General features: G+C 76.2%; 19 protein-coding genes. 15 read left to right on the top strand and 4 right to left on the bottom strand.

Translation table 11 applies throughout. The features are described from left to right. From BJP25_RS31880 to BJP25_RS31825, 12 genes are all read left to right on the top strand, one after another. Positions 1–264 carry a hypothetical protein gene (locus BJP25_RS31880; protein ID WP_075978769.1) on the top strand — a complete coding sequence of 88 codons (264 nt, stop codon included), beginning with the start codon at positions 1–3 and terminating at the stop codon, positions 262–264. Continuing rightward, the gene (locus BJP25_RS31875) at positions 261–1,292 is read left to right on the top strand and encodes a hypothetical protein (RefSeq protein ID WP_198943660.1); all 1,032 of its coding nucleotides are present in this window, start codon (positions 261–263) and stop codon (positions 1,290–1,292) included. Before BJP25_RS31880 ends, BJP25_RS31875 begins: the two co-directional genes overlap by 4 nt. Then, positions 1,285–2,094 (top strand): tryptophan synthase subunit alpha, encoded by an 810-nt coding sequence (gene trpA, locus BJP25_RS31870; RefSeq protein WP_075978768.1) that lies wholly within the window; start codon positions 1,285–1,287, stop codon positions 2,092–2,094. Before BJP25_RS31875 ends, trpA begins: the two co-directional genes overlap by 8 nt. Further along, a complete protein-coding gene (locus BJP25_RS31865) occupies positions 2,091–2,465 on the top strand; it encodes an ectoine synthase (protein ID WP_075978767.1) in 375 nt (124 codons plus the stop codon). Before trpA ends, BJP25_RS31865 begins: the two co-directional genes overlap by 4 nt. A gap of 77 nt (positions 2,466–2,542) precedes the next feature. Further along, positions 2,543–3,685, top strand: coding sequence for an acyl-CoA dehydrogenase family protein (locus tag BJP25_RS31860; RefSeq protein ID WP_075978766.1), 1,143 nt, complete (start codon positions 2,543–2,545; stop codon positions 3,683–3,685). After that, positions 3,682–4,368 carry a phosphoribosylanthranilate isomerase gene (locus BJP25_RS31855; protein WP_198943659.1) on the top strand — a complete coding sequence of 229 codons (687 nt, stop codon included), beginning with the start codon at positions 3,682–3,684 and terminating at the stop codon, positions 4,366–4,368. Before BJP25_RS31860 ends, BJP25_RS31855 begins: the two co-directional genes overlap by 4 nt. Beyond that, the gene (locus BJP25_RS31850; protein ID WP_198943658.1) at positions 4,365–5,108 is read left to right on the top strand and encodes a beta/alpha barrel domain-containing protein; all 744 of its coding nucleotides are present in this window, start codon (positions 4,365–4,367) and stop codon (positions 5,106–5,108) included. Before BJP25_RS31855 ends, BJP25_RS31850 begins: the two co-directional genes overlap by 4 nt. Positions 5,109–5,202: 94 nt before the next feature. After that, on the top strand, positions 5,203–6,474 hold the full coding sequence (locus BJP25_RS31845) for a beta-ketoacyl-[acyl-carrier-protein] synthase family protein (RefSeq protein ID WP_075978765.1): 1,272 nt from the start codon (positions 5,203–5,205) through the stop codon (positions 6,472–6,474). After that, complete coding sequence (locus BJP25_RS31840) at positions 6,471–7,673, top strand: ketosynthase chain-length factor (RefSeq protein ID WP_075978764.1); 1,203 nt, start codon at positions 6,471–6,473, stop codon at positions 7,671–7,673. The genes BJP25_RS31845 and BJP25_RS31840 overlap by 4 nt, the downstream gene beginning before the upstream one ends. Positions 7,674–7,749: 76 nt before the next feature. Next, positions 7,750–8,010 (top strand): acyl carrier protein, encoded by a 261-nt coding sequence (locus BJP25_RS31835; RefSeq protein WP_198943657.1) that lies wholly within the window; start codon positions 7,750–7,752, stop codon positions 8,008–8,010. Between the two features lie 128 nt (positions 8,011–8,138). After that, positions 8,139–8,486, top strand: a complete 348-nt coding sequence (locus tag BJP25_RS31830) for an NUDIX domain-containing protein (RefSeq protein WP_075978763.1) — start codon at positions 8,139–8,141, stop codon at positions 8,484–8,486. 200 nt (positions 8,487–8,686) lie between these two features. Next, positions 8,687–9,061 carry an NUDIX domain-containing protein gene (locus BJP25_RS31825; RefSeq protein ID WP_075978762.1) on the top strand — a complete coding sequence of 125 codons (375 nt, stop codon included), beginning with the start codon at positions 8,687–8,689 and terminating at the stop codon, positions 9,059–9,061. Positions 9,062–9,070: 9 nt separating this feature from the next. On the opposite strand, the gene BJP25_RS31820 is transcribed toward BJP25_RS31825, so the two are convergent. Next, entirely contained in the window at positions 9,071–9,604 is a 534-nt protein-coding gene (locus BJP25_RS31820) for a GNAT family N-acetyltransferase (RefSeq protein ID WP_084794841.1), read from the bottom strand. A 153-nt stretch (positions 9,605–9,757) separates the two neighbouring features. Here BJP25_RS31820 and BJP25_RS31815 point away from each other — a divergent pair, with 153 nt between their 5' ends. Further along, the gene (locus BJP25_RS31815) at positions 9,758–10,540 is read left to right on the top strand and encodes a hypothetical protein (protein WP_075978761.1); all 783 of its coding nucleotides are present in this window, start codon (positions 9,758–9,760) and stop codon (positions 10,538–10,540) included. Positions 10,541–10,596: 56 nt separating this feature from the next. Here BJP25_RS31815 and BJP25_RS31810 read toward each other — a convergent pair whose 3' ends face one another. Continuing rightward, positions 10,597–11,406: an Fpg/Nei family DNA glycosylase gene (locus BJP25_RS31810; RefSeq protein WP_075978760.1), complete on the bottom strand. Its 810-nt coding sequence runs from the start codon at positions 11,404–11,406 to the stop codon at positions 10,597–10,599. Next, positions 11,406–11,876 carry a ribose-5-phosphate isomerase gene (locus BJP25_RS31805; RefSeq protein WP_075978759.1) on the bottom strand — a complete coding sequence of 157 codons (471 nt, stop codon included), beginning with the start codon at positions 11,874–11,876 and terminating at the stop codon, positions 11,406–11,408. Before BJP25_RS31805 ends, BJP25_RS31810 begins: the two co-directional genes overlap by 1 nt. 61 nt (positions 11,877–11,937) lie before the next feature. On the opposite strand from BJP25_RS31805, the gene BJP25_RS31800 reads away from it, so the two are divergent. Both BJP25_RS31800 and BJP25_RS31795 read left to right on the top strand, forming a co-directional pair. Beyond that, entirely contained in the window at positions 11,938–12,624 is a 687-nt protein-coding gene (locus tag BJP25_RS31800) for a DUF429 domain-containing protein (protein WP_075978801.1), read from the top strand. Next, the gene (locus BJP25_RS31795; RefSeq protein WP_075978758.1) at positions 12,625–13,290 is read left to right on the top strand and encodes an MBL fold metallo-hydrolase; all 666 of its coding nucleotides are present in this window, start codon (positions 12,625–12,627) and stop codon (positions 13,288–13,290) included. It begins immediately after the preceding gene. A 93-nt stretch (positions 13,291–13,383) separates the two neighbouring features. On the opposite strand, the gene BJP25_RS31790 is transcribed toward BJP25_RS31795, so the two are convergent. After that, the gene (locus BJP25_RS31790; RefSeq protein ID WP_075978757.1) at positions 13,384–14,814 is read right to left on the bottom strand and encodes an aldehyde dehydrogenase family protein; all 1,431 of its coding nucleotides are present in this window, start codon (positions 14,812–14,814) and stop codon (positions 13,384–13,386) included. Positions 14,815–14,842: the final 28 nt, after the last annotated feature.

Here is a 14,842-nt window from a genome sequence, read left to right as displayed (position 1 = left end):
GTGCAGCACGCGCGCGCCATCACGCAGTTCATCATCGACGAGTTCCTGCCGGACGTGGCCCCGGCCGACCTCGACCCGCACGCCGACCTGATCGCCGACGGGGTCATCGACAGCCTGGGCCTGCTCAAGCTGCTGGTGTGGCTGGAGACCGAGCACGGCCTGCGCGCCGACGACCTGGAGCTGTCGCCGGAGCGGTTCAAGTCGGTGGCGGCCATCGACGGCCTCATCGCCGAGCACGCGGCCACCGCGGTCGAGGCGACGTGAGCGCGACCGTGCACCCGGTGGTGCTGGCCCTGCTCGACCGCGGCGCCGACCCGGGCGCCGGGGTCGACGCGACCGCCTGGCACTCGCTGTGGGACGCCGTGGCGGCGGGCGCGCTGCCCCGGGGCGAGGCGGTGGCGCTGCTGGCCTCGCTGGCGACGCTGCGGCCCGCGCCCGCGACGGCCGCCGCGTTCGCCCGGTCGCTGGCCGAGCGGGGTCCCCGACTCGGGCCCGCCTTCCCCGGGTCGGTGAACGTGGTGGGCACCGGCGGCGGCCCGCGCACCTTCAACATCTCCACCGCGGCGGCGTTCACCGCCGCAGCGGCGGGCACGCCGGTGGTCAAGACCGGGTCGCGGGCGCGCACCAGCGCGCACGGCTCCTACGACCTGCTGGACCGCCTCGGCGTGCCGCGCACCCGCTCGCACGAGGAGACCGCCGAGGTCCTGGACCGCTGCGGGGTGGCCTTCGCGGGCGACTTCGCCTACCCGGCGGAGCTGCGGGCGCTGGTCGGGGCGGTGCTGCCGCTGCCGCCCGCGGCGGTGGCCGGGTTCGTCAACCTGCTCGGCCCACTGCTGGCCGCGGTGCCGGTGGCCGCGCAGGTGACGGGGGTGTCGGACCGCTCGGCGCTGCCGCTGCTGCGGGCCGCGGCCGACGCGGCGGTGCCGCACCCGGTGTGGTTGTGCAGCAACGCCGCCGGGGTCGACGAGCTGCTGGGGTTCGCCGACGACACCATCGACACCGGGGGCGGGCCGGAGCCGGTGCCGGGCGGCACCGGGTCGCTGGCGCCGCTGCGGCCCGTGCCCGACGCCGACCTCGTCGACCACTTCCTCGACGTGCTCTGCGGGCGGGGGCACCCCGGTGCGGTGGCCGCGGTGCGGCTCAACGCCGCCGCGCTGGTCCGGGCCGCGGACCCGGCGGTGAGCTGGGTGGAGGCGCTGGCCATGGCCGACGACGCGGTGCGCTCGGGGGCCGCGGCGGCGCTGGTGCGCCAGGCGCGCGCGGGCAGGCCGGTCGCGGTGGCCCGTGGCTGAGTTCTTCGCAGGCCGCGGCCCCGCCGACCCGGGGCTGGCGGTGTTCCTCACCGCGGGCGCCCAGCCGCTGGACCTGCAGGCGGACCTGGTCGAGGTGCTCGACGCGGCCGGGGTGGACTGCCTGGAGCTGGCGGTGCCGTTCCCCGGCTCCCCCACCGACGGCCCGGTGCTGCGCGCCGCGGCGGACCGGGCGCTGGCCGCGGGCACGGACCTGGCGCGGGTGCTGGCGTTCGTCGCGGCGGTCCGCCCCCGCCTGCGGCGCACCAGGATCGCGCTGCTGGCGGACTGGCGGCACACCGCGCACCCGGTGGGCGAGGAGGAGTTCACCCGCCGGGCCGCCGGGGCGGGCGCCGACGCCCTGCTGGTGCACGGCCTGCCGCCGCGGCGGCGGGAGCGGCAGGAGTCGGCGGCGCGCGAGGTCGGCATCCCGCTGGTGGGCACCTGCTACGCCACCTCGGCGCCGGAGGTGGTCGCGGCGTCGGCGGCCACCGCCGGGGCCTACCTGTACCTGGTGGCCCACCGCGGGCGCACGGGGTCGGCGCCCGCGGGCGGGCACGCGGCCCTGGCGGGCGCGGTGGCGGCGGCGCGCGCGGTGGCGCGGGTGCCGGTGGCGGTCGGCTTCGGGGTGCGCACGGGTGCCGATGTCCGTGCGGTCGCCGAGGCGGGCGCGGACGCCGCCGTGGTCGGCACCGCGGCGGAGCAGGTCCTGCGGCGGGCGCGCGACCCGCTGCGGGGGTTCGACGAGTTCGTCCGGTCGCTGGTGGTCGGCGCCCGGGAACCGCAGGGAGGAGCGAGGACATGATCGTGCGCACCAAGGACGAGGCGCAGACGGTGGACTGGGGCAACGGGTTGAGCACCCGGCTGCTCGTGGCCGCCGACGGCCTGGGCTACACCGTCACCGAGACCACCGTGCGGGCGGGCACCAAGTCCCGCCTGGAGTACCGCAACCACCTGGAGGCCTGCTACTGCGTCGACGGGGAGGGCGAGGTGGTCGACCTGGAGGGCACCAGCCACCGCATCGAGCCGGGCGTGATCTACGCCCTCGACCGGCACGACGCGCACTTCCTCATCGCCGCGCCGGAGCAGGACATGCGCCTGGTCTGCGTGTTCACCCCGGCGCTGCGCGGCGACGAGCGGCACAACCTCGACGCCGAGGGGTTCTCGCAGTACTGAGCGCCCCGCGGGACGGCTGACGGCGATCGACAGGCACGAGCAGGAGCGGAGTGGGACATGATCAGGGGGTCGCACCGGTGATCAGGACGACAGCGGAGCAGGACGCGCTGCGGGCCGGTCTCATTCCATGGCTGGACGTGCTCAACGACGAGCACGTCGAGCTGGACCAGCGCGCGGAGTTCTCGGCGGCGAAGTGGGCGGCGGTGCGGCGCACCGGGCTGCTGGCGCTGCCGTTCGACCCGCGCTGGGGCGGTCTCGGCCAGGACCTGGTGACCACCGTGCACGTGCTGGAGGGCCTCGGCGAGGGCTGCCGCGACGGCGGGCTGGCCTTCTCGGTGTCCACCCACCTGGTGAGCACCGGGATCGCGTTGGCCCACCACGGGTCCGAGGCGCTGCGCGAGCGCTACCTGCCCGGGGTCTGCTCGGGCGAGACGATCGGCGCGCACGCGATCACCGAGGCCGAGACGGGGTCCGACGCGCTGCGGATGCGCACCAGGGCGGTGCGCGACGGCGACGACTACGTGCTCACCGGCACCAAGTGCTTCGTCAGCAACGGGCCGGTGGCCGACCTGGTGGTGGTCTACGCGCGCACCAGCGGTGACTCCGGTCCACTGGGGACGACGGCGTTCCTGGTCGAGCGCGGCACCCCCGGGCTGTCGTTCGGCCCGCCGGAGGCCAAGCTCGGCCTGCGCACCTCCCCGCTGGGCGAGGTGCGCCTGGACGGGGTGCGGGTGCCGGCGACCAACGTGATCGGCCCGGTCGGCGGCGGGTTCCTGGTGCTCGACCACGTGATGAAGTGGGAGGTGCTGTGCTCGTTCGCCATCACGGCGGGCGCGATCCGGCACCGGCTCGACCGCTGCCTGGAGCACGCCAAGCGCCGCAAGCAGTTCGGCGCGCCCATCGGCAGCTTCCAGGCGGTCTCGCACCGGTTGGTGGACGCCGAGATCGGGCTGCGCACCGCGCGGTCGTGGCTCTACCGCACCGCCGAGCGCTTCGCCGCGGGCGAGAACGTCACCGAGGACGTCGCCATCACCAAGCTGGTCACCAGCGAGGTCAACGTCTCCACGGCGCTCACCGCCGTGCAGGTCTTCGGCGGCGCGGGCTACCTGGTGGGCACCGGGGTCGAGCGGGACCTGCGCGACGCGGTGGGCGGCACCCTCTACTCCGGCACCTCGGAGGTCCAGCGCAACCGCATCGCCGCCATGCTGGGGCTGGGGTGAGCGCCCCCGGCCCGCCGCGGGCGGTGGCGGCGCCCGCCACCGTGGTGAAGGTGTGCGGGGCGCGCACGCGCGAGGACCTGCGGGTGCTCGCCGGGGCGGGCGTGGACCTCGCGGGCGTGTGGTGCGGGGTGCCCGGCGGGCACGCCGACCTGCGCCCGGACGTCGCCGCCGAGCTGCTGGCGGCCACCGCCCCGGAGCCGGTGCTGGTGACCCTGCGCGGCGAGGGGCTGCTCGACCTGGTGCGCCGCACCGGGGCCCGGCGGGTGCAGCTGCACGGGCACCAGCCGCCGAACCTGGTGCGCGGGTTGGTCCGCGCCGGGGTCTCGGTGATCAAGGTGCTGCACCTGCGCGGCGGCCGCTGCCTGCAGGAGGGGTTGGTGCCCGCGTACCTGCGGGCCGGGGTGTCGGCGTTCCTGCTCGACGCGGCCGACGGCGACCGCCTGGGCAGCACCGGCACGAGCGCGGACCCGGCGCTGGTCGCGGGCGTCGCCGCGCGGTTGGGGGCGCCGTTCCTGCTCGCGGGTGGGATCACCCCGGCGGACCGCGGGCGCTTCTCCGAGGTGGTGGCGCACCCGGGTTTCCTCGGGGTCGACGTGGACACCGCGGCCCGCGACGCGCGGGGGGCGCTGTCCGCCGCCCGGGTGGCCGCCCTGGTGCGGGGGTGGGCGGGGGCGCGGCCGTGAGGTTCACCGAAGCGCTGCTGACCGCCGCCCTGCCGGTGGTCATGGAGGTCAAGGTGCGCAGCGGGTCCGGCGAGCCGCTGCTGGGCGACCGCGACCCGGTCGGGTTCGCCGCCGAGTGCGAGCGGGCGGGGGCGCCGTGCCTGTCGGTGGTGACCGGCCGGTGGTTCGGCGGCACCCCGGCGCTGCTGCGGGAGGTGTCGCGCGGCACCGCTCTCCCTTTGCTGCGCAAGGACTTCATCGTCCGCGAGTCCGATTTGGACGACAGCGCCGCGTGGGGCGCCGACGCGGTGCTGATCACCCCGGGCGTGCTGCCGTCCGGTGTGCTCGGCGGTCTGGTCGAGGGCGCGCTGCGCCGCGGGCTCACCCCGTTCGTGGAGGTCACCTCAGCGGCCCAGGTGGACGCGGTGCCGCACGCGGGCGAGTGCGTGCTCGCGGTGAACAACAAGGACATCGGCGACCGCGAACGCGGTCCCGCCGACCTCGACCGCAGCAGGCGGTTGCTGGCGGCGCTGCGCTCGGCGGGCACCCCCTGCCCCGTCAGCGCGAGCGGTCTGGACGACCCGGCCGCGGCCGCGGCGCTGCTGGCCGCGGGGTACGCGGCGCTGCTGGTGGGCAGCGGCGTGCTGCGCGCGGGCGCGCGGCGCTGGGCGGCGGACCTGCGCGCGGCGCGCGGGTCGGCTGGAGCGGCGCTGGAGGCAAAGCCCGGCCGCATTCCAGGGGGGTTCGAGCCGGGCCGGTAAGGCTGGGCGCACGGGCGCAGCTCGGGGCACTGGCACAGCACGCGGGACATGGCCACACCGCCGAGCGCGGGGGGCACGGACGAAAGGTCGGCTCATGGCTGGACAACGGCGAGTCGTCATCACCGGGATCGGGGTGGTGGCGCCCGGCGGGATCGGGCGGGAGGCGTTCTGGGACCTCATCACCAGCGGCCGCACCGCGACCCGCACCATCTCCACCTTCGACCCGGGGCAGTTCCGCTCCCGGGTGGCCGCCGAGGCCGACTTCGACCCGCTGGCGCACGGGCTGACCCCGCGCCAGGCGCGCCGGATGGACCGGGCGGCCCAGTTCGCCGCCGTCTGCGCCGCCGAGGCGCTGGCCGACAGCGGCCTGGCGGTCGCGGACCTGCCGCCGGAGCGCACCGGGGTGGCCATCGGCAGCGCGGTGGGCTGCACGACGAGCCTGGAGCGCGAGTACGCCGTGGTCAGCGACTCGGGCGCGCAGTGGCTGGTGGACCCCGCCTACGCGGTCCCGCACCTCTACGACTACCTGGTGCCCAGCTCGCTGGCCCGGGAGGTGTCCTGGGCGGTGGGCGCCGAGGGGCCCGCCACCGTGGTCTCCACCGGCTGCACCTCCGGCATCGACGCGGTGGGCCACGGCTGCGAGCTGGTCCGCGAGGGCTCGGTGGACGTGGTGCTCGCGGGCGCCTCCGACGCGCCCATCTCCCCGATCACGGTCGCCTGCTTCGACGCGATCCGGGCGACCACGCCGTACAACGACGACCCGGAGCACGCCTCGCGCCCGTTCGACAACACCCGCCGCGGCTTCGTGCTCGGCGAGGGCGCCGCGGTGTTCGTGCTGGAGGAGTACGAGCGGGCCCGCGCCCGCGGCGCGCGCGTCTACGCGGAGGTCTCCGGGTTCGCCTCGCGCTGCAACGCCTTCCACATGACCGGGCTGCGCCCCGACGGCCGGGAGCTGGCGGCGGCGGTGACCGGTGCCCTCGACGACGCCCGGATCGCCCCCACCGCGGTGGACTACGTCAACGCGCACGGCTCGGGCACCAAGCAGAACGACCGGCACGAGACCGCGGCGGTGAAGACCGCGCTGGGGCAGCACGCCTACGCGGTCCCGGTGTCGTCGATCAAGTCCATGATCGGGCACTCGCTGGGCGCCATCGGCTCCATCGAGATCGCCGCCTGCGCGCTGGCCATCCAGCGCGACACCGTCCCGCCCACGGCGAACCTGCACGTGCCCGACCCCGAGTGCGACCTGGACTACACCCCGCTGACCGCGCGCGAGCTGCCGGTCGACACCGTGCTCACCGTGGGCAGCGGGTTCGGCGGCTTCCAGAGCGCGATGGTGCTGACCGCGGCGGGGTCGGCCAGGTGACCCGCGCGGTGGTGACCGGCCTGGGGGTGCTGTCCCCCAACGGGGTCGGCGTGGCGGGCTACTGGGCGGCGACGCTGGCGGGCCGCAGCGGCATCGGGCCGATCACCCGGTTCGACCCGGCGGGCTACCCGGCGCGGCTGGCGGGCGAGGTCGACGGCTTCGACGCCGCTGAGCACGTCTCCTCGCGGCTGCTGCCGCAGACCGACCACATGACCAGGATGGCCATGGCCGCCTCGGACTGGGCGCTGGCCGACGCCGGGGTGCGCCCGGCCGAGCGCGCCGAGTTCGGCATGGGCGTGGTGACCGCGAGCGCCTCCGGCGGGTTCGAGTTCGGCCAGCGCGAGCTGGAGGCGCTGTGGGGCAGGGGCGCCAAGCACGTCAGCGCCTACCAGTCCTTCGCCTGGTTCTACGCGGTCAACACCGGGCAGATCTCCATCCGGCACGGCATGCGCGGGCCCAGCGGGGTGCTCGTGGCCGAGCAGGCTGGCGGGCTCGACGCGCTGGCCCAGGCCCGCAGGCACGTGCGCCGGGGCACCGACCTGGTGGTCACCGGCGGGGTCGACTCGTCGCTGTGCCCGTGGGGCCTGGTCGCCCAGCTGCCCAGCGGGATGCTGAGCACCGCGGCCGACCCCGGCGCGGCCTACCTGCCCTTCGACTCCCGCGCCGCGGGCCACGTGCCGGGCGAGGGCGGGGCGATCCTGGTGCTGGAGCGGGCGGGCGCCCGGCCGGGGCAGCGGTCCTACGGCGAGCTGGCGGGCTGGGCGGCGGGGTTCGACCCGCGGCCGGGGTCGGGCAGGCCGCCCGCGCTGCGCCGCACCATCGAGGCGGCGCTGGCCGACGCGGGCGCCGACGCCGCCGACGTCGACGTGGTGTTCGCCGACGCGGCGGGCACCCCGGAGCTGGACCGGGCCGAGGTGGCCGCGCTGACCGCGGTGTTCGGCACCCGCGGCGTGCCCGTCACCGCGCCCAAGACCATGACCGGCAGGCTCTACTCCGGCGGCGCGCCGCTGGACGTGGCCGCCGCCCTGCTGTCGATCCGCGACGGCGTCCTGCCGCCGTCGGTGAACACCGGCGGCGACGCCGCGGCCGAGCTGGACCTGGTGCTGGGCGCCCCGCGCCCGGCGGCGCCGCGCACGGCGCTGGTCCTCGCCCGCGGCTACGGCGGCTTCACCTCCGCGGTCGTGCTGCGCGCCGCGTGAACCGCCCCCACCCGTCCCGACCACCCACCGGCCGGTCCCCCCGGTCGGCCCACCCACGAGCACGGAGGCGAGACCCATGGAGATGACCCCGACCGAGTTCACCGAGGTGCTGCGCGCGGGCGCGGGCGGCGACGCCCCCGCCGAGACCGGCGCGGACTTCCTCGACACCACCTTCGAGGAGCTGGGCTACGACTCGCTCGCGCTGCTGGAGACCCTGAGCCGGATCGAGCGCAGCCACGGCGTGTCCCTGCCCGACGAGGTGATCGGTGAGCTCACCACCCCCCGCTCGTTCCTCGACCTGGTCAACGAGCACCTGCGCCGCGCCCTGCCGGTGTGACGGCCGTGCCGGGTGCCTCCCGCGGTCAGGGCGGGCACCCGGCAACGGTGTGCCGGTGCGCTTGGTCGTAGCGCGTTGTTAACGGTCTTGGGGGTGTAGGGGGCACCCCCGGTGGGTATTCGTGGCCCATGACGCTGATGGGCAACGCGCTGAGCGCGACTGTGCTGGTGGTGGACACCAGCGGGGCTGTGCTGGTGGTGCGGCGGGGAGCCGGGTGGGAACTGCCCGCGGGGGATGTGCGGGTGGGTGAGGCCGTGGTCGAGGCCGCCGCTCGGGTGGTGCTGGAGGGCACGGGTGTCTCCGTGGGCACCCCGGTGATGGAGGGGTTGGACTCGGCCGGGGAGTTCTCGGTGGTGCTGCGGGCGAAGCCGGTCGGTGGGAACGTGCTGGAGGGGGCGCGGTGGGTCGCGCCCGGGGAGGTCGAGGCGGTCGGGTTGTCGGCGCGGGCGTTGGACCTGGTCCGCTCGGCCTGCTGAGCGCGGCTGGGTGGGGGGATTGAACAGAGCGGGCTGGATTTAAAGAGCGGGTTGGGCAGCAGTGGGCCTTGTGGGATGACTCACGGCGTGACAAGAGATCGTCCGGTCTATTGGACGTCGGCTAGGACTTCTTCCTGTTCACGGCGAATTGCACCGGAAGATGGTGTTGCCGGGCGGCCGCGGTCGGTATGACTGGGGGTATGGCGCTGATCGAGGACGTCCGGGTGGCCGGGACGTGCGTGGTCGTCGTGGACGACGCTGGGCTGGTGCTGGTCGTGCGCGGTGGGGCCGGGTTGGGCCTGCCCCGCGGGCCGGTCGGCGGCGGGGAGACCGTCGCCGAGGCCGCGGCCCGGGTCGTCGCGGAGCAGACCGGGGTCGTGGTGGAGGAGCGGTTCGCGCCGCTCGGCGTCGGACCCGGCGGCGCGGTGTGCCTGCGCGCCCGTCCCGCCGAGGGTGACCTGGCCGAGCGCGCGCTGTGGATCGAGCCGGAGGACCTCGACGGCCTCACCCTCGCCGCGGGCGTGCGCGAGCTGATCGAGCAGGCCGTCGACGCGGGCACGGCGCGGACGGGCTGAGCCCCGGCTTCAGCGCCAGGCGCGGTCGTGGGGGGACAGGGCGTACTCGACCTCCCGCACCGGGCGGGCGTCGCCGAAGTCTCGGTCGCGGTGCAGGCCGGTGCGGGCGAAGCCCTCCTTGGCGTAGAACCGGCGGGCGCGGTGGGCACCCGCCAGCGTCCACAACCGCAGGCGGCGCCGGTCGGCCACGGCCTCGCGCACGTTGTCGAACAGGGTCTGCGCGACGCCGGTCCCCCACGCGTCCGGGTGGGCGTAGTACGCCCGCAGTTCCGCGTCGGCCGTGTTGTCCGCGTGCGGGCCGAACCAGGCGAACGCCACCACGGCCGCCCCCTGCTCGGCCACCAGCAGCTCGGCCAGGTCGAAGGCCGGGTCGGCCAGCCGCGCGTGCCAGCGGCCGCGGCGCTCGGCGACGAACCGGGTGAGCCACTCCGGCTCGAACAGGTCGCGGTAGGCGCGGTGCCAGGCCTCGGCGTGCACCCGCCCCAGGGCGGCGGCGTCGTCCGCGGTGGCCTCGCGGACCAGCACGGGGGCGGCCAACCTCACCGGGCGTCCTCCTCACCGGTCATGGTCGAACCGTAGTGGCGCCGCGCACACCGCGGGGGCGATGTGTCCAGGACCAGCCAGTGCCGGGAACCGGCACCGGGTGTCCCCGCGTTGTCCCTTGCGAGAAGTTCTCCGGGAACAGGGAGGGACCCCATGGGCACGGTCGTGCTGGTGATCGTGATCCTGGCACTGGTCGGCGCAGGTCTGGTGGTGGTGCGCAACGGCAACGCGGCCAAGCAGCGGCGGCTCGACGACGCCAAGGCCGAGGCGCGGCGCTGGGTCGAGCGGCTGGGCGGTCAGGTCATGAACCTGACCGGCACCGACCAGGCGTCCAAGCAGGCGCTGGCCGACGCGTCCGAGCGCTACACCGCGGCCGGGTCGCAGATGGAGCAGGCCACGACCGCCGAGCAGTGCAAGCTCGTGACCGAGACCGCGATGGAGGGCCTGTACTACGTGCGCGCCGCGCGCGAGGCGATGGGCCTGGACCCGGGTCCGGCGCTGCCCGAGGACCCCGCGCGCCGCGCGGCGGGCCGGGTCGAGCAGGACCGGCACGTCGAGGTCGAGGGGCACCACTACGAGGCCTCGCCGAACTCCGGCGCGAACACCCCGTACTACTACCCCGGCGGGCGCGTGGCCGGGCGGCCGGTGCCGCAGGGCTGGTACAGCGAGCCGTGGTGGAAGCCCGCGCTGGTGGCGGGCGCCTGGGGCGTGGGCTCGGTGCTGCTGTTCAGCGCGATGTTCTCCGGCATGGCGGGCATCCCGGACGCGGCCGCCTGGGAGGCGGGCTACGACGCGGGCCAGGCCGACGCCGCGGAGGCCGACGCGGGCGCGGACGGCGGCGACTACGGCGACGGCGGCGGGGACTACGGCGGCGACTTCGGCGGTGGCGGGGACTTCGGCGGCGGGGGCGACTTCGGCGGCGGCGACTTCTTCTGACCGCGCGACGACGAGGGGCCGGGCACCGCTGGTGCCCGGCCCCTCGTCGCGCGGGTTCAGGCGGGCTGGCAGGTGGGGCACCAGTAGTTGTTGCGCCCCGCCACCACCTCGGTGAGCACCGGGGTCCCGCACAGCAGGCAGGGCAGGCCGGTGCGCCGGTAGACGTAGACCTCGCCCCCGTGCCGGTCCTCGCGGGCTGCGCGCCCCATCGCCCTGGGCAGGTGCTCGTCGCGCACGGTGTCGATCCGGCCGCGCCGCACGCCGATCCGCATCAGCTCCACCAGGTCGGCCCAGATGTCGTCCCACACCGCCCTGTCCAGCGCGCGACCGGGGGTGGCGGGGTGGACGCCGTGGCGGAACAGCACCTCGGCCCGGTAGATGTTGCCGACCCCGGCGAGCACGGACTGGTCCATCAGCAGCACCGCCATCGAGGCGCGCGAGCGCGAGATCCGCGCCCACGCCTCGTCCGGGTGCGCGTCGCGGCGCAGCGGGTCCGGGCCGAGCCGGGCGCGCAGCGCCTTGACCTCGACGTCGGTGAGCACCTCGCAGCGGGTGGGGCCGCGCAGGTCGGTCCAGTGCGTCGGCCCGACCAGCCGCATCCGCACCTGCCCCACCGGCTCGAACACCGGCAGCGCGTGCTCGGCGAAGGAGCCGTAGAGGCCGAGGTGGACGTGCACCACCAGGTCGGTGTCGTAGACGTGGAGCAGGTGCTTGCCGTGCGCCTCGGCCCGGCGCAGCACCCGGCCGTCGACCAGGGCGGCGTCGGCGGCGAAGCGGCCCTGCGGGCTGCTCACCGCCACCGGGTGCCCGGCGTAGCGGCGCTGGTGCAGCCGGGCCAGGCGGTGCAGCGCGTGCCCCTCGGGCATCAGGCGGGCAGCGGGGGCGGGGTGCCGGTGCGCTCGTAGTCGGCCAGCATGCCGATGCGGCGCACGTGCCGCTCGTCCTCGGAGAACGGGGTGGCCAGGAACGCCTCGACGATCGCGGTGGCGTCCTCGGTGCTGTGCATGCGCGCGCCGACGCCGATCACCTGGGCGTCGTTGTGCTCGCGGCACAGGGTGGCGGTCTCGGTGCTCCAGGCCAGCGCGGCCCGGCAGCCGGGGACCTTGTTCGCGGCGATCTGCTCGCCGTTGCCCGACCCGCCGATCACCACGCCCAGGGTGCCCGGGTCGGCCACCACGCGGCGCGCGGTCTCCACGCAGAACGGCGGGTAGTCGTCCAGCGCGTCGTAGGCGTGCGGGCCGACGTCGACGACGTCGTGGCCCGCGGCGGTGAGGTGGCTGACGAGGTGGGCCTTCAGCTCGAAGCCCGCGTGGTCGGATCCCAGGTAGACGCGCACGGCGGCGAGTGTGCCATCCCCGGGGGTGCCGCGCGGGCCGAGGGGTGCGACGGTGGTGGCCGTGACCACACGGACGGGTGAGGCGGTGGCGGGCGTCGACGGGGTGCCCGGCGGCTGGGTCGTGGCCGTCGTCGAGGCGGGCGGCGCGGTGTCCTGGCACGCCTGCGCCGACGCCGCCGAGGTGCTGGCGCGCACGGCGGGCTGCGCCGCGGTGGGGGTCGACGTCCCCATCGGACTGCCCGCCGCCGCCCCGCGCGAGTGCGACCTGCTGGCCCGGCGGCGCCTGGGGCGGGCGCGGTCGTCGGTGTTCCTCGCCCCGGTGCGGGCGGTGCTGGCGGCGGGGTCGCACCCGCAGGCCTGCGAAGTGTCGCGGGCGGCGGCGGGGGCGGCCATCTCGATCCAGGCGTGGGGCATCGTGCCGAAGATCCGCGAGTGGGACGCGGCGGAGTTCGACGGCGACCGGGTGCTGGAGGTGCACCCGGAGGTCGCGTTCCGCGCGATGGCGCCCGGGACCGCCTTCGAGCGCAAGAAGAACGCCCGGGGCGCGGGCCAGCGGATCGCCGCGCTGCGCGGGTTCGCCGACGCGGGCGCGGCCCTGGCGGGCGCCCCGGCGTCGGCGGGGGTGGACGACGCGCTGGACGCCCTGGCGTGCGCGTGGACGGCGCGCCGGTGGGCGGCGGGCGAGGCGGAGCAGCTCGGCGGCGACCGGGACCCGGTGTCGGGCAGGCGGATGAGGATCGTGGTGTAGGTGCGCTGGATCGAGCTGGCCGACGGCGTCCTCGCGTGCCGCCACGACGACCTGGACCTGACGCTGGGGCTCGTCGTCGGCGCGCGCCGCTGCCTGGTGGTCGACACCGGCACCGACGCCGAGCACGGCGCCCGCTGGGCCGCGGCGGTGCGGGCGGTGACGCCGCTGCCGTGGGACGTGGTGATCACCCACGCGCACTGGGACCACCACCTCGGCACGTCGGCCTTCCTGCCCGCGCCGGTGTGGGCGCACCCGGCCGCCCGGCACGAGGTCGAGCACGGGACGGCCGCGCAGGTCGCGGAGTGGTCGGAGCGGGAGCCGCGGCGGGCCGACCGCCTCGCAGCGGCCCCGGTGGTCCTCCCGGACCGCGAGGTGCGCGACCGGGTGGAGCTGGACCTCGGCGGCCGCTCGGTGGAGCTGCTGCACCTGGGCCCCGGGCACACGCCCGGGGACGTGCTGGTGCGGGCGGGTGACGTGCTGTTCGCGGGGGACCTGGTGGAGCAGGGCGCCCCGCCCGCGGTCGGGCCGGACGCGGACGTGGCGTCGTGGGTGGCGGTGCTGGGGCGGATCGGGTCGCCGCGGGTGGTGGTGCCGGGCCACGGGGAGCCGGTCGACACCGCGTTCGTCGCGGCCCAGCGGGCGGAGCTGGCCCGGCTCGTCCGCTGAGGGCGGGGCCGAAGCCCGCAGGTCCGTCCTCTGTGGACTGGGTGCTGACGCCGAGGGGCCCCGGCGCGCTCGCCGGGGCCCCTCGGTGGTGGGTCAGCGCTGGATGGACTTGACCTCGGTGAACTCCTCCAGGCCGAACTTGCCCAGCTCGCGGCCGTTGCCGGACTGGCGGTAGCCGCCGAAGGGGGCGGCCGGGTTGTAGGCGCCGCCGTTGACGTCGACCTGGCCCGTGCGCAACCGCTTGGCCACCCGCAGCGCCCGCTCGCCGTCGCCGGAGAACACCGCGCCCGCCAAGCCGTAGATGGTGGAGTTGGCGATCGCGACGGCCTCGTCCTCGTCGGCGGCGGGCAGGATCGACACCACCGGGCCGAAGATCTCCTCCTGGGCGATGCGCATGTCCGCCCGCACGCCTGCGAACACCGTCGGGGGCGCGAACGCGCCCGTGGCAGGCAGGCCGTCGGTGCTGCCGCCGAAGGCCACCTGGGCGCCCTCGGCCTTGCCCGCCTCGATGTAGCCGAGCACCCGGTCGCGCTGGGCGGCCGAGGACATCGGGCCGATCCGGGTGGTCTCCAGGGTCGGGTCGCCCACGCCGTACTTGGCCGCGTTGGCGGCGGCGATCTCGACGACCTGGTCGTGCAGGGCCGCCGGGACCACCCAGCGGGTCCAGGCCGAGCAGGTCTGGCCGCCGTTGATGAAGGTGTTGCCCAGGCTGACCTTGACCGCCTTCTCCAGGTCGGCGTCGTCGAGGATGACGCTGGCGGACTTGCCGCCCAGCTCCAGCGCCACCTTCTTGACCGTGCCCGCGGCGTTGACCTGCACGAGCTTGCCCGCGGCGGTCGACCCGGTGAAGGACACCATGTCGATCCCCGGGTGCCCGGAGATGGCGTCGCCGACGACGGGGCCGGTGCCGTGCACGAGGTTCACCACCCCGTCCGGGATGCCCGCCTCGGCCAGCACCTGGAGGAACAGGTTGGCGTTGAGCGGGGCCACCTCGCTGGGCTTGAGCACCACGGTGTTGCCCGCGACCAGCGCCGGGGCGACCTTGGCGACGATCTGGTGCAGCGGGTAGTTCCACGGGGTGATCGCGCCGACCACGCCCACCGGCTCGCGCACGATGAGCGAGTTGCCGATCTCCTCGGTGAAGTCGTAGCCGCCCTCCAGGACCAGCTTCGCCGTGGCCATCGAGGTGGCCGTGGGCAGGCCCGCCTGCACCTTGGTGGCGAAGGTGATGGGCGCGCCCATCTCGGCGGTGATCGTGGCGGCGAACTCGTCGCGGCGCGCGTGGATGGCCTGGGCCACCGCCAGCACGGCGGCCGCGCGCTCGCGCGGGTCGACCTGCGACCAGGACGCGAACGCCGAGGTGGCCGCGTCCACGGCGGCGTCGACGTCGGCGGGGGTGCCGGCCGGGACGTGGGCGATGATCTCCTCGGTGGTCGGGTCGACCACCTCGATGCGCTCGCCCGACCCCTCGACCAGCGACCCGCCGATCACGTGGCCGGTGCGCGCGGTGACCGGAGCAGCCATGGACCCTTCCCCTCACGTCGACGTCAGC

The sequence above is a fragment of the Actinokineospora bangkokensis genome (assembly GCF_001940455.1).
Taxonomy (GTDB): Bacteria; Actinomycetota; Actinomycetes; order Mycobacteriales; family Pseudonocardiaceae; genus Actinokineospora; species Actinokineospora bangkokensis.
Note: the sequence above shows the minus strand (reverse complement) of the source record. Positions and strands in the feature narration are given on the sequence as shown.

Coding starts and splice junctions, on each gene's coding strand:
- BJP25_RS31865 (WP_075978767.1), top strand. CDS start 2,091: ATGATCGTGCGCACCAAGGACGAGGCGCAGACGGTGGACTGGGGCAAC.
- BJP25_RS31845 (WP_075978765.1), top strand. CDS start 5,203: ATGGCTGGACAACGGCGAGTCGTCATCACCGGGATCGGGGTGGTGGCG.
- BJP25_RS31835 (WP_198943657.1), top strand. CDS start 7,750: ATGGAGATGACCCCGACCGAGTTCACCGAGGTGCTGCGCGCGGGCGCG.
- BJP25_RS31830 (WP_075978763.1), top strand. CDS start 8,139: ATGACGCTGATGGGCAACGCGCTGAGCGCGACTGTGCTGGTGGTGGAC.
- BJP25_RS31825 (WP_075978762.1), top strand. CDS start 8,687: ATGGCGCTGATCGAGGACGTCCGGGTGGCCGGGACGTGCGTGGTCGTC.
- BJP25_RS31815 (WP_075978761.1), top strand. CDS start 9,758: ATGGGCACGGTCGTGCTGGTGATCGTGATCCTGGCACTGGTCGGCGCA.
- BJP25_RS31810 (WP_075978760.1), bottom strand. CDS start 11,406: ATGCCCGAGGGGCACGCGCTGCACCGCCTGGCCCGGCTGCACCAGCGC.
- BJP25_RS31790 (WP_075978757.1), bottom strand. CDS start 14,814: ATGGCTGCTCCGGTCACCGCGCGCACCGGCCACGTGATCGGCGGGTCG.